Raw genomic sequence first — 12,693 nt, forward strand, 5'->3', positions numbered from 1 at the left:
GCGCGCGACACGCAGGCCCGACGACGATCCCAGCTCGCCCCCGCACAGATCCGTCGTGCGCGCCCTCCCGCAAACGGGGGGTACCGCGTGGCAGAGTTCTCCTCGAGATGACCCGACAACTCTCGCCCGGTACCGACGCGCCCGCGCCGCGCACGCTCGACGAACTCGACGCGCAGGCGCGCCGTGCGAGCACGCGCCCGCCGCTCGTCGTCACAGTGATCGGTGCGGCCGTGATCGCGGTCGCCGGGGCGCTCTTCGTCGCGGCGGCGATGCACCCCGCCGTCATCACCGCGGTGCTGCAGGCCGGTGGCGTGACGATGGGCCCGGGTCGCGGTGGCCAACTGCCCACCGAGGCCTATCACGGGATGCCCAGCGCGACCCCCACGCCCAGGCCGTCGGGCCATCCCGCGGTTCCGCGCCTGCCGCTCACGAGCCTCATCGTGCGGCACCACGGCGGATCGGGTGGCGGGGCCGGCGGGCCGGTCATCCCGCCGACGACGGGGACCCCCACCCCGGCGCCCACCCCCACCCCCACGCCGACACCGACGCCCACGTCGACCCCCACCGACACCCCCACCCCCACTGACACCCCGACTCCGACGGATACCCCGACCCCGACGGACACCCCGACTCCGACGGATACCCCGACCCCGACGGATACCCCGACCGACCCGGCCACCCCCACCGACCCGGCCACCCCCACGGATCCCGCGACGCCCGCGGATCCCGTCGTGGCCTGATGCCGCTGGAACCACCGGTCCACCCACTAACGGGGAATTCCGCCGCAGGCGCGAGCAGAATACGGTCGAATCACATGAGACCCGAAGACTCAGACGACCCCCAGGCCCGCGCGGCCGATCGGCGCGACAACCGTCGCGCCCTCGCCGTCGCGCTCGCCGCGGTGCTCGTCGTCGGGGTCGCGGGCGCCGCCCTGCTGAGCCAGCAGGCGGGCCCCCACGTGGCGGCGCCGGCCCCCACCCCGCACACGAGCCTCGCGCCCGGTCGCCAGTTGCCGACGGCGCCGTTCCACGGCGACGGCGATGCCGACACGGGCACGGACACGCCCCTCACGACGACCCCGCCCACGCCCTCCCGATAGCCGCCCCGGCCCGCCCGTCAGTATTCTGGGGGTATGACCGACGCGAAGCAGCAACTGATCGACTTCATCTCGGCCGAGGCCGTGTTCCACGGCGACTTCACGCTGACCAGCGGCAAGAAGGCCAGCTACTACATCGACCTGCGCAAGGTGAGCCTCGACGCCCGGGTGGCGCCGCTCATCGGCCAGGTCATGACCGAGCTCATCGCGGGGGTTCCCGACGTCTACGCGGTCGGCGGGCTCACCATGGGTGCCGACCCGATCGCGGCCGCGGTTCTGCACCAGTCCGCCGCGCTGGGCAAGGGTTACCACGCCTTCGTCGTGCGCAAGGAGCCGAAAGACCACGGGCGCGGCAAGCAGGTCGAGGGCCCCGACCTCGCGGGCAAGCGCGTGATCGTGCTCGAGGACACCTCCACGACCGGCGGCTCGCCGCTCAAGGCGATCGAGGCGCTCGAGAAGGTCGGTGCCGACGTCGTCGCCGTCGCGGTCGTCGTCGACCGTGACACGGGAGCCCAGCAGGTGATCGAGGCGGCGGGCTACCCCTACCTCTACGCGATCGGATTGAGCGACCTGGGGCTCGCCCCGTGAGTCGCGATCGCGGGGGCGACGACGAGGACTGGCTGGCCCGCCAGTTCGACCCGGCGACGGCCGATGACGCGGATGACCGCGCCGAGGTCACCCCGCCCCCCGCACCGGGCTTCTCCTGGGGCCTGACCCCCCGCTCGGCCGCGCCCGCCCCTCCCGCTGCGACCCCGCCGCCGGCTCCACCGCCCGCGGCGGCTGGGCCGGCAGTGCCGCCTCCGCCGGTCGTCCCCCCGGAAGACGTCTCGACTCAGGCGATGACCGCCCCGATCCTCTCGCCACGGCCCGCTCCCGGGCCGGCCGCGGCGCCCGCCACGCCCGTTGTCCCGCCCCCGGCCGTGCCCCGCGCGGCACCCGCCGGGCCGCCCCCGGGAGCCGCGCAGCTCCCGGCGTCCGACGCCACCCAGCCGATGTCGCTCGACGAGATCGCGGAGGTGCAGGCCGCCGCGCCACCGCCGCTTGCCGAGCCGCCCCGCGCCGACCCCACCATGCCGAAGTCGACGGTGTACGAACCGGCGCCCGACTGGGATCCCTTCGCCTCGCGGGCCATGCCGATCCTCAACGCGCCGGAGCCGACCGCGCCCGCCGCGCCTCACGACCCGACCTCGGCGATCGACGCCCTCTTCGGCGACTCGCGGTTCCGTGAGTACGAAGACACCCCGCTCCTGCCCACCGTCGCCCCGCAACTGGTCGGCTCGCAGTACGCGCGCGACCTTCAGCCGCGCGAGCACGCCCCCCTCACCGGGACGCAGAAGACGCTGATGGGGGTCGCGAGCGCGCTGCTCGCGGTACTCGCTCTCGTCGTCCTCTACATCATCGGTACTCAGTGGGGCGCCGCGTCGACCCAGGCCGCGACGACCGGACCGTCATCGTCGCCCACCGCCGCGGCTCCCACGCCGACGCCGGGCACGGGTCCGGTCGCCGCCGGCACGCACTCGTGGACGGAACTGCGGGGAGGGGAGTGCATCCAGCCCTTCACCTCGCCATGGGCGACCAGCTTCCGGGTCGTCGACTGCACGGCCGACCACGACGCCCAGATGATCTACCGGGGCACGCTCCCCGAGGCGAGCGGCGCCCCCTATCCGGCGGCCGGCCAGCTGCAGACCGAGATCACCCCGATGTGCAGCGCCCCGACCGTGCTGGACTACGCGGCGGCGAAGTCGCTCACCGACGCGGTCGTCGCGGTCTCCTACCCCGCCACCGCGGCGGACTGGAACAAGGGCGACCGCACCTTCTTCTGCTTCATCACGACCGCGTCGGGCGGCAATCTGCCCAGCGACCTCGCGATGACCGCGCCGACCAAGTAGCGGGGCTCAGACGTCCGACTCGACGGGCTCCGGGTCGAGCAGATCGGCGACGCTGTTCAGCACCTCCGCCGGGCGGAACGGGTATTTCTGAATCTCGGCCTCATCGCTGATCCCGGTCAGCACCAGGATCGTGTGCAGGCCCGCCTCGATCCCCGCGACCACGTCGGTGTCCATGCGGTCGCCGATCATCCCGGTGTTCTCGGAGTGCGCGCCGATCTTGTTCATGGCGGAACGGAACATCATCGGGTTCGGCTTGCCGACGACGTAGGGCTCCTTGCCCGTGGCCTTGCTGATGAGCGCGGCGACGGCTCCCGTCGCGGGCAGCGGACCCTCGGCGCTCGGCCCCGTCGCGTCGGGGTTGGTCACGATGAACCGCGAGCCGTCGCCGATCAGCCGGATCGCCTTCGTGATCGCCTCGAAGGAGTAGTTCCGGGTCTCACCGACGACCACGTAGTCGGGGGCGGTCTCGGTCATGACGAACCCCGCCTCGTGCAGCGCGGTCGTGAGGCCGGCCTCCCCGATGACGAAGGCGGAGCCGCCGGGGATCTGCGCGGCCAGGAAGTCGGCCGTCGCGAGTGCGGAGGTCCAGATGCGGTCCTCCGGCACGATGAGGCCCGAGGCGCGCAACCGGGCGCTCAGGTCACGCGGCGTGAAGATCGAGTTGTTGGTGAGCACCAGGTAGGGCTTGTCCTGGTCGCGCCACTGCTCCAGCAGCTCGGCCGCGCCCGGGACGGGGTGGTTCTCGTGGACGAGCACGCCGTCCATGTCGGTCAGCCAGCATTCGACTTCGCTGCGATCGGTCATGGGGTCATCGTACTAAGGCCTCGCCGGCACCCGGGAACCGCAGGTGCCGCGGCCCCTCGCCCAGGCGTGCCCGCATGACCTCGACGGCGTCGGCACTCGCGTCGACGGCGACATAGCGTCGGCCGAGCTGCTGCGCGACGGCTGCGGTGGTGCCGCTCCCGGCGAAGAAGTCCAGTACCCAGTCGCCGGGCGCGCTCGACGCCTGGATGATCCGCCGCAGCACCCCCTCCGGCTTCTGGGTCGCGTACCCGGTGCGCTCGCGCCCGTTGGTGCTGACGATCGTGTGCCACCAGACATCGGTCGGCAGCTTGCCGCGGGCCACCTTCTCCGGAGTCACGAGCCCGGGCGCCATGTAGGGCTCGCGATCGACCTCGGCGTTGTCGAAGAAGTAGGTCTTCGGGTTCTTCACGTAGACGAGGATCGTGTCGTGCTTCGCCGGCCACCGTCCCTGGGCCTTCGCCCCGTAGTCGTAGGCCCAGATGATCTCGTTGAGGAAGCAGTCCCGGCCGAACAGTGCATCGAGGGCGACCTTCGCGTAGTGCACCTCGCGGTAGTCGAGGTGCAGGTAGAGGGTGCCCCGATCGTCGAGCAGCCGCCAGGCCTCCTCGAGTCGCGGCTCCAGAAACTCCCAGTAGTCGGCGAACTCGTCGTTGTAGGAGTAAAGAGTTCCCTTGACCGAGCTGTAGGCCTGGCCCTTGAAGCCGACGCGCGATCGGCCCGCGGCCTCCGCCCCGCCGCCCTCGGCCCCCGGGTCGGCAGCAGTCGCTGCTGACGTTCGGCCCGCGGCCCCCGCGCCCGGGATCCGCCGCGTACTGAGCGCCTGCAGCGATTGCGTGCGGCCCGTGTTGAACGGCGGGTCGAGGTAGATCAGTCGGAACGCCGCGTCGGGCAGGGTGCGCGACACCGCGAGGTTGTCGCCGTGGATGACCAGGTCGGGCCCCTCGGGGCTCCAGGTGCGGTCATCCATGGTCCGACATTAACAGGGCCCGGCCGCCCCGCAGCGATCAGAACAGCCGAGCTGCCGATTCGTAGAGCCGGCGAGCCCACCGAACAGCGTCATCCGCCTCTCCCATCGAGCACGTCACTACTCTTGAATTCGTCGCTCGGCATCCTTCACTTCATCGATGAGCGGAACGCCGTACAGGTGGCGCGCCTCCTTTCGCCAGGTCTCGACGATCGGTTCCCTCGCGCGGACGTGGTCGTCCAACTCAGCACGGGTCAGCGAGTAGAGCTGAACCGAATTGCCGGTCATGAGCGTTAGGTTCCGCGAGAGGTCATATTGTGCGTCATCTGCAGAATCGGCGGGCCGATCTCTCCACAACAGCAAGAGATCGATGTCCGAGTCGGGGCGCGAATCGCCTCGTGCGACCGAGCCGAACACGCTCGCGGAGAGCGGTGGCGAGTCCCAACCACCCAGTTGATTCGAGATGTGCAGGTACAGACTCTCCCTCGCGGAATGGGCGAGCTCGATCGCGGGCCACAGCAGGTGGTCGCGGTTCGCGGAGAACAGGATCGCGTTGCCCAGGGGGCGCGCGGTGGCTAGGCCGTGCGCGACGAGTCGCTGCAGCGCGAGTCGCACGCCACTCACCGATCCACGGGAGACCGCGGCGGCGACGCGGCGCAGCGGCAGTTCGATGGGCGAGTCGGCCAGAATCGCCAACACCTCGCCATCGAGGGAGGGGATGAGTGACGAGAGGGGATTGCTCAGATCCATATGTGCACTATAGTGCACGAATGCGCACTATAGTGCACAGTTCGCAACGCGCTGATTCCCGGCCGCCCCGCAGCCACCGCGCCTCCGGATACCCTCAAAGCTGTGACCGACGACACCCCGCCGCCCTCCCCCGAGCTGACGACGCACGGGGTCGGCCCCTGGGTGGGTGAGTGGCCCGCGGATGACCGGCTCGACCCCGAGCTCCTGGCACGGGGCGACACCCGCAACGTCATCGACCGGTACCGCTACTGGAGCATGGAGGCCATCGTCGCCGACCTCGACGCGAAGCGGCACCCCTTCGCGGTCGCGATCGAGAACTGGCAGCACGACATGAACATCGGATCGATCGTGCGCACCGCGAACGCCTTCGCCGCCGCCACGGTGCACATCATCGGTCGCAAACGGTGGAACAAGCGCGGTGCGATGGTGACTGATCGCTACCAGCACGTGCTGCACCACGCGACGGTCGACGACTTCGTTGCGTGGGCGCGGGAGCACGAGATGCCGATCGTCGCGATCGACAACGTCGACGGGTCCGTCGCGATCGAGGAGTTCGATTTCCCCGTCGAGTGCATCCTCCTGTTCGGGCAGGAGGGGCCGGGGCTCAGCGCCGAGGCGCTCGCCGCGGCCGATTCGGTCGTCGAGATCACCCAGTACGGATCCACCCGCAGCATCAACGCCTCCGCTGCCGCCGCGATCGCCATGCACGGCTGGATCCGGCAGCACGCCGCGAAGCACTGACGCGCAGCGGCCCGAGGTGCTGCGCCGCGACGCACTGACGCGCTGCGCCGCGAAGCCCTGACGCGCGGCGGTGCCAGGGTGCGGGCCGCGGGTCAGCCGCCGGTCATCCCCCGATCGCGGAGGGACGCAGCTGGGTGAGACTGCGCCGACGACCCTGCCTGCGGGCGGCGAGGGCGGTGAGGCCGAGCCCGACGACGAGCCAGCCGAGCAGGGGCAGGATCGCGGCGATCAGGTCGCCGGCCGCCCCGCCGTACATGAGCTGGCGCACCCCGTCCACAGCGTGGCTCATGGGCAGCGCCTGGTGGAGCACGGCGAGCGGCCCGGGCAGGGTCTGCCAGGGGAAGGTGCCGCCGGCGGTGACCAGCTGCACGATCATGAGCACGAGCCCGAGGAACTGCCCGACGCTGCCCAGCAGGGCGTTGAGGGCGAGGACGATGGCGGCGAAGGTGACCGAGACGAGCGCCATAAAGGCGAGCAGTCCGAGCGGGTTCGCCACGTGGAGACCGAGCGCGAGGGTGAGCACCGCGTAGAGGCCGATCATCTGCACGACGCCGAGAAGGGCGGGCGTCGCCCAGCCGGCGAGCGTCGTGCGGATCGGGCGGGCCACCGCGGTGAGTGCCCGGCGCGACAGCGGGCGCACCAGGAGGAACAGCGCGTAGATGCCGATCCAGGCCGACAGGCTGATGAAGAACGGCGCGAGGCCGGCCCCGTAGTTCTGCGCGGTCGTGATCGCGTGCTGCTTCACGAGGATCGGATCAGAGAGGATCGCCGCGGTGCGGGCGCGCTCCGCCGCGGTCGTCGCGGGCACCCGGGCGACGCCGGAAGAGAGGGAGTCCCGGAGGGTTCCGGAGCCGGTCGCGATGCGGGCGACCCCGTTCGAGAGGGTGGATGCCCCGCTCGCCGCCGACGCGGCCCCCGAGCTCAGCCGCTCAGCCCCCGCCGCTGCGGTCGAGATCCCGGCGACGAGCTGCGGGGACCGCGCCGCGAGGGTCGCCGCCCCGGAGGCGAGCGTCGCGGAGCCCGAGCTGAGCCGGGCGATGCTGGGCGCCAGGGTGCCGGAGACACCGCTCGCGGTCGCCGCGGTGGCACCCGCGAGCTGCCCCATCGCCGCGTTCAGCTGCGCCTGCGTCTGCGGCGGAACGTCGCTGGCGGCGAGCGCCGCCGCCAGCTGCTGCCGCAACTGCGCGGCGCCCGCCGCCGTCGCGGCGGTGGCCGAACTGAGCGAGGTGGGGGAGCTGCCGCTGACGGCGGTCGACAGCGAGCGCAGCCCGCCGGAGAGCCGGGAGGCGCCCGAGGCGAGCGACGCCGTGCTCGCGGGGAGCGCTGCCGACGACGACGACAGGGTGGAGAGTCCGGCCGAGAGGGAGGCTGCCCCCGAGGCGAGCGAGGCGGATCCGCTCGCGAGTGCGGTCGCGCCGCGGGAGGCGGTGGCCGCGCCACTGGCCAGTTCGCTCGAGCCGTGCTGGGCATCCACGAGACCGGATCGCAGCGAGGAGACGGCGTCGAGGAGCGTACCCGAGGCAGACTTGGCGACCTCCTGAGCGATGGTGGTGCGAATGGTCTCGGTCGCCTGCTTGGCGAGGGTGGTGCTGAGGTAGCTGTTGATGTCGTTGGTGGTGAGTTCGAGACGCGCCGTCTGCGGGGTCGATCCCCCCGCGGAGGTGAGGGCCGACGAGAACCCGGCCGGGAAGGTCACGACGAAGTCGTAGCGGCCGGAGGTGACGCCCGCCCGGGCGGTCTGTGCCGAGACGACGTGCCAGCCGAATCGTTTCCCCGAGACGAGGGAGTCCGCGGCATCGCGGCCGTAGTTGACGGGCGAGCCGTCGAGCGTGGAGCCGGTGTCGGCGACGACGATCGCGGCGGGCACCTTTGAGAGGCTTCCGTACGGGTCTTTGTTGCCCCACAGGTACAGCCCGCCGTAGATGATCGGCACGGTCATGAGGGCGATGAGGGAGGCGATGCCGAGTCGGCTCGCGGTGAGGCGCGCGAATTCGGCGCGCACGAGGGGAACGATCGTCATGGGATCAGCTTTCGAGCGGTGTGGCGGCCGCGGGCGCGAGGGCATCCCGCGCACCGAGGGGGAGAAGGATGTCGCGGGTCGCCGCGTCGGTCACGATCGCGACCGCGGTCCCGCGCTGCGCGATCGCGGCGAGAGCGTCGAACCAGTCGGCGGGGTTGCCGCCGTGCCGCTCCGGCGAGGTCACGATGAGGGTGCGGACACCGGCGCGCAAGAGTGCGAGCTCGCTGAAGAGTTCGACGCGCGCGGTCGGGGGCAGCGCGCGGACCGGCAGCCTGGCGTAGTCGCCGAGCCCGTGCCCGTCCAACAGGGTGCGCACGGCTCGGCGCGAGGCGGGTCGGCCGGCGAAGGAGAGCTCCTCCGCCACGACGACGGCGAGGGGGATGCCCGGCGCGGGCTCCGCGACCCAGGGGGTGTCGACGAGCGCGGTGGAGCGGCGCAGTGCGTCCGAGTCGGGGCGGTCATCCAGCAGCACCCGGCCCGAGTCCGGCGGGATCCGACCGGCGAGCAGCACGGAGACGAGCAGGGGGCGCTCGTCGGTCTCGACCGCGATGACGACAGGCGCACCCGGCGCGACGGTGAGGCTGAGCGGTGGCACGGGCGCGCCGAGGCCGTGGCCCAGCGCGGCGGAGTCGAGGGTGATGCTCACGATCAGCCGTCCTTCCGGTCGAGCTCGGGGTGAGCGTCGATGAGCTCGCCGGCCTCGCGCCAGCCGAGCCCCACCGTGCCGAGCACGTTCAGCATCACGAGGCGGTGCCCCGCGGCGGCGTCGAGCGGGCTGAGCGCCGACTCCTCCAGCACGGCGAGCGCCGCGCTCTCCACGAGTCGGGCGAGCCGGTCGGCGGGGAGATCTACTCGCAGCGCTCCCGACGACTGCCCCTCCTCCACCGCGGCCCGCACGCGTGTGCGAAGCGGTTCGAGCCGGGTCGCGGTGTGCCCCTTGAAGGGTCCTCGAACGGCGAAGAGGGCCATCACGCGGACGGTCTCGACCTCGCCCCACAGGCGCGAGGCGATGAGGGCGAGCCGCACGACGGGGTCGGCGTGAGAGACGGAGGCGAGGGCATCCACGACCCGGACGGCGCCGAGGTCGAGGAGGACCCGGAGGAGTTCGTCGCGGTTGGCGAAGTGGCCGTACAGCGAGCGGCGGCTGAGGCCGGCGGCGGCGGCGATGGCCTCGAGCGAGGCGTCCGGATCCTGGTTGAGGAGGAGGCGCGCGGCGTCGAGGATGGCGGCGCGGTTGTCGATGGCGTCGCGTCGCGGGGCCCGTTCGGTGGTGGTCACGGATCCAGCATAATAACTTGCACATCAGTGTGCAAGTTATTGGGGGTGAGCGCTGAGAGAAACGCGCCTTCGCCCGATAAGATGGGGTGTAATCCCCTCGGATTACGTCCGCCCACGTAGGTGAGGAGACCCACCATGCCAGCGATCGTCATCATCGGCGCCCAGTGGGGTGACGAGGGCAAAGGCAAGGCGACCGACCTCCTCGGCAGCCGCATCGACTACGTGGTCAAGTTCAACGGCGGCAACAACGCGGGCCACACGGTCGTCATCGGCGACCAGAAGTACGCCCTTCACCTGCTGCCCTCCGGAATCCTCACCGACGGCGTCACCCCCGTGATCGGCAACGGCGTCGTCATCGATGTCGAGGTGCTCTTCCACGAGCTCGAAGCGCTCACCGCACGCGGGGTCGACGTCTCCAAACTGCGCATCAGCGCCAACGCGCACGTCATCACGCACTACCACCGCACGCTCGACAAGGTGACCGAGCGCTTCCTCGGCAAGAAGCAGATCGGCACGACCGGTCGCGGGATCGGCCCCACCTACGCCGACAAGATCAACCGCGTGGGCATCCGCATCCAGGATCTCTTCGACGAGGGCATCCTGCGCCAGAAGGTCGAGGCGGCGCTCGATCAGAAGAACCACCTGCTCGTGAAGGTCTACAACCGTCGCGCCATCTCCGCCGACGAGATCGTCGAATCCCTGCTCTCGTACACGGAGCGGCTGCGCCCGATGGTCGGCGACACCGCGCTCGAACTGCACGAGGCCCTCGAGGCCGGCAAGACCGTCCTCTTCGAGGGCGGCCAGGCCACCATGCTCGACGTCGATCACGGCACCTACCCCTTCGTCACCTCCAGCAACGCGACCGCGGGCGGGGCCTCGACCGGATCCGGCATCGGTCCGGGGCGCATCGATCGCGTCATCGGCATCGTCAAGGCCTACACGACTCGCGTCGGCGCCGGCCCCTTCCCCACCGAGCTGTTCGACGAGTGGGGCGAGTTCCTGCGCTCGAACGGCTTCGAGTTCGGCACGACCACCGGCCGCCCCCGGCGCACCGGCTGGTACGACGCGCCCATCGCGCGCTACTCCGCGCGCATCAATGGCGTCACCGACTTCGTCATGACCAAGCTCGACGTGCTCACCGGCCTGGCCGAGATTCCCGTCTGCGTCGCCTACGACGTCGACGGCGTCCGGGTCGACGAGGTGCCCGTCTCGCAGAGCGACTTCCACCACGCCGTGCCGATCTACGAGACCTTCCCCGGCTGGAACGAAGACATCTCGGGCGCCCGCGAGTTCAGCGATCTGCCGAAGAACGCGCAGGACTACGTGCTCGCCATCGAGGCGATGAGCGGCGCGCGCATCTCGGCGATCGGCGTCGGTCCTGGTCGCGAGGCCATCGTGTCGCGCTACGACCTTATCGACTAGAGCGCAGCTCGTCCCCGCGGGCACGCCACATTCCCGAGAGCGCGCCCGAGACGAGCGCGCGGGCCTCAGAAGATCGAGAAGCCCGGCGGCAGCGCTGCCCGGCCGGTGAGCGCGAACAGCACGTCCTCGCCCTCCCCTTTGAAGGCGGCGACGCGCGCCGCGAGGCCCGCGCAGTCGGCGAGCAGGCGGGCGGGCATCCCGTGCGGAAGGTCGGTCGCGCGCGAGATGTCGATACTGTGTACCACGAGCTCGAAGACGCGGGTGCGCAGGTACTCGTCGACGGGGATGCCCATCGAGCCGACCGCCACGATGCGCGCCGGATCCTGCACGGCCAGCAGCGCGCTCGCGCGAACGAGGGATGCGGTGAGCCGCGGCATCGGATCCGCACCGAGCGACTCCCCGGCCTCCACCCCGCGCGCGGCGATCGCGTCGTTGTCGGTGAACCCGTCGAAGGCCCGCAGATAGTAGGTCTCCGCATCGGGGACCGTGACCGCGGGCGCCGGCTCCGCGCCGAGGTAGTTCTCGATGGTCAGGATCGCGCGCGAGGTGTGCCCCACGAGGCCGCGCACCGTCCACTCGCCGAGACCCGGGTCGTTCCACTGATAGCTGGGGATGCGGGCCACCAGCCCGATGAAGACCTCCGCGGCGAGACCGAACGATTCGGAGTGAAGCACCCCACCATCGTGGCACGGCCCGGGCGCCGGGGACTGGAAGAATCAGTGCATGACCGCGATCCGCCCGCTGCCCGCCCCGCTCGAGGGCCGATTCGTGCGGCTCGAACCGCTGACCGAGGAGCACCTTCCCGCGCTGCACGCCGCGATCGGTCATCCCGAGGTCTTCGCGGGCGGGTACGGCGGCGGACCGCAGGGGTATCGGGCGACGGTCGGAGAGTTCATCGAGTGGGCGCGCGGCTACTACGCGTGGGCGGAGGGGAACCCGTTCGCCATCCGGCTCCTCGGCGGAGCGCACGAGGGCACGATCGTCGGCACGACGACCCTCGCCGACTTCGATGAGACGCTCGAACACGCGCACATCGGCTGGACCGCCTACGACCCGCGAGTCTGGGGCACGCAGGTGAACGTCGAGTCGAAGCTCCTGCTGCTGCAGCTCGCCTTCGACTCGGGCTTCGGACGCGTCAAGATCCAGGCCGACGTGCTCAACGAGCGCTCCCGGGCCGCGATCGCCGGGCTCGGCGCCACCTTCGAGGGAGTCATGCGCCGGGATCGCCCGCGAGCCGACGGCAGCTGGCGCGACTCGGCGATCTTCTCCATCGTCGTCGAGGAGTGGCCCGAGGTGCGGGCGGGGCTCGAGCAGCGCCTCGCGCGGTGGGAGGGTGCACCCGTCGAGTTCCGCGAGAGAGGCTAGATTCGATCCATGCAGGCCAGCGACCCCACCCCGGACGACGACACGATGGATGAACTCCTCGCCATTCGCCGGAGCATCGACAACATCGACGCCGCCCTCGTGCACTTGCTCGCCGAGCGCTTCAAATTCACGCAGAAGGTCGGTCGCCTGAAGGCGGCGGGCGGCCTCCCGGCCTCCGACCCGGAGCGCGAGCGCGTGCAGATCGAGCGTCTTCGAGCGCTCGCCGTGGACTCGCACCTCGACCCCGCGTTCGCGGAGAAGTTCCTGAACTTCATCGTCGCGGAGGTCATCCACCACCACGAGCAGATCGCGAGCACGGGGGCCATCGAGACCCACAGTGTCTGATCCCGCCGGCCGCCGTCGC

The 12,693-nt window shown here is 71.2% G+C and carries 15 protein-coding genes; 8 read left to right on the plus strand and 7 right to left on the minus strand.

Annotation, left to right across the window (positions count from 1 at the left end):
• The first annotated feature begins 107 nt into the window (after positions 1-107).
• From G3T37_RS14650 to G3T37_RS15325, 4 genes are all read left to right on the plus strand, one after another.
• Positions 108-740, plus strand: a complete 633-nt coding sequence (locus tag G3T37_RS14650; RefSeq protein WP_206673822.1) for a hypothetical protein — start codon at positions 108-110, stop codon at positions 738-740.
• A gap of 74 nt (positions 741-814) precedes the next feature.
• On the plus strand, positions 815-1,099 hold the full coding sequence (locus G3T37_RS11040) for a hypothetical protein (RefSeq protein WP_163473951.1): 285 nt from the start codon (positions 815-817) through the stop codon (positions 1,097-1,099).
• A gap of 33 nt (positions 1,100-1,132) precedes the next feature.
• A complete protein-coding gene (gene pyrE / locus G3T37_RS11045; RefSeq protein ID WP_163473952.1) occupies positions 1,133-1,684 on the plus strand; it encodes an orotate phosphoribosyltransferase in 552 nt (183 codons plus the stop codon).
• Positions 1,681-2,985 carry a septum formation family protein gene (locus G3T37_RS15325; protein ID WP_163473953.1) on the plus strand — a complete coding sequence of 435 codons (1,305 nt, stop codon included), beginning with the start codon at positions 1,681-1,683 and terminating at the stop codon, positions 2,983-2,985. The genes pyrE and G3T37_RS15325 overlap by 4 nt, the downstream gene beginning before the upstream one ends.
• A 6-nt stretch (positions 2,986-2,991) precedes the next feature.
• Here the strand turns inward: G3T37_RS15325 and G3T37_RS11055 are convergent, their stop codons facing one another.
• The 3 genes from G3T37_RS11055 to G3T37_RS11065 form a co-directional block, all read right to left on the minus strand.
• Positions 2,992-3,789, minus strand: coding sequence for an HAD-IIA family hydrolase (locus G3T37_RS11055; RefSeq protein WP_163473954.1), 798 nt, complete (start codon positions 3,787-3,789; stop codon positions 2,992-2,994).
• 4 nt (positions 3,790-3,793) lie between these two features.
• On the minus strand, positions 3,794-4,756 hold the full coding sequence (locus G3T37_RS11060) for a DNA-methyltransferase (RefSeq protein WP_163473955.1): 963 nt from the start codon (positions 4,754-4,756) through the stop codon (positions 3,794-3,796).
• A gap of 117 nt (positions 4,757-4,873) precedes the next feature.
• Positions 4,874-5,503, minus strand: coding sequence for a nucleotidyltransferase family protein (locus G3T37_RS11065; RefSeq protein ID WP_163473956.1), 630 nt, complete (start codon positions 5,501-5,503; stop codon positions 4,874-4,876).
• Positions 5,504-5,605: 102 nt separating this feature from the next.
• Between G3T37_RS11065 and G3T37_RS11070 the strand changes: the two genes are divergently transcribed.
• Positions 5,606-6,244: a TrmH family RNA methyltransferase gene (locus G3T37_RS11070; protein ID WP_163473957.1), complete on the plus strand. Its 639-nt coding sequence runs from the start codon at positions 5,606-5,608 to the stop codon at positions 6,242-6,244.
• 103 nt (positions 6,245-6,347) lie between these two features.
• On the opposite strand, the gene G3T37_RS11075 is transcribed toward G3T37_RS11070, so the two are convergent.
• The 3 genes from G3T37_RS11075 to G3T37_RS11085 are packed head-to-tail and all read right to left on the minus strand — an operon-like array spanning position 6,348 to position 9,542.
• Positions 6,348-8,264, minus strand: coding sequence for a YhgE/Pip family protein (locus G3T37_RS11075; RefSeq protein WP_163473958.1), 1,917 nt, complete (start codon positions 8,262-8,264; stop codon positions 6,348-6,350).
• A 4-nt stretch (positions 8,265-8,268) separates the two neighbouring features.
• Positions 8,269-8,910, minus strand: coding sequence for a P-loop NTPase family protein (locus G3T37_RS11080; protein WP_163473959.1), 642 nt, complete (start codon positions 8,908-8,910; stop codon positions 8,269-8,271).
• Between the two features lie 2 nt (positions 8,911-8,912).
• A complete protein-coding gene (locus G3T37_RS11085; protein ID WP_163473960.1) occupies positions 8,913-9,542 on the minus strand; it encodes a TetR family transcriptional regulator in 630 nt (209 codons plus the stop codon).
• A 135-nt stretch (positions 9,543-9,677) separates the two neighbouring features.
• Here G3T37_RS11085 and G3T37_RS11090 point away from each other — a divergent pair, with 135 nt between their 5' ends.
• The gene (locus G3T37_RS11090; RefSeq protein WP_163473961.1) at positions 9,678-10,964 is read left to right on the plus strand and encodes an adenylosuccinate synthase; all 1,287 of its coding nucleotides are present in this window, start codon (positions 9,678-9,680) and stop codon (positions 10,962-10,964) included.
• Positions 10,965-11,029: 65 nt separating this feature from the next.
• Here the strand turns inward: G3T37_RS11090 and G3T37_RS11095 are convergent, their stop codons facing one another.
• The gene (locus G3T37_RS11095) at positions 11,030-11,638 is read right to left on the minus strand and encodes a maleylpyruvate isomerase family mycothiol-dependent enzyme (RefSeq protein ID WP_163473962.1); all 609 of its coding nucleotides are present in this window, start codon (positions 11,636-11,638) and stop codon (positions 11,030-11,032) included.
• A gap of 49 nt (positions 11,639-11,687) precedes the next feature.
• Between G3T37_RS11095 and G3T37_RS11100 the strand changes: the two genes are divergently transcribed.
• Both G3T37_RS11100 and G3T37_RS11105 read left to right on the plus strand, forming a co-directional pair.
• Positions 11,688-12,329, plus strand: coding sequence for a GNAT family N-acetyltransferase (locus G3T37_RS11100; protein WP_163473963.1), 642 nt, complete (start codon positions 11,688-11,690; stop codon positions 12,327-12,329).
• A 9-nt stretch (positions 12,330-12,338) separates the two neighbouring features.
• Positions 12,339-12,674: a chorismate mutase gene (locus G3T37_RS11105; protein WP_163473964.1), complete on the plus strand. Its 336-nt coding sequence runs from the start codon at positions 12,339-12,341 to the stop codon at positions 12,672-12,674.
• Positions 12,675-12,693: the final 19 nt, after the last annotated feature.

The sequence above is a fragment of the Galbitalea soli genome, assembly GCF_010686725.1.
Classification (GTDB): domain Bacteria; phylum Actinomycetota; class Actinomycetes; order Actinomycetales; family Microbacteriaceae; genus Galbitalea; species Galbitalea soli.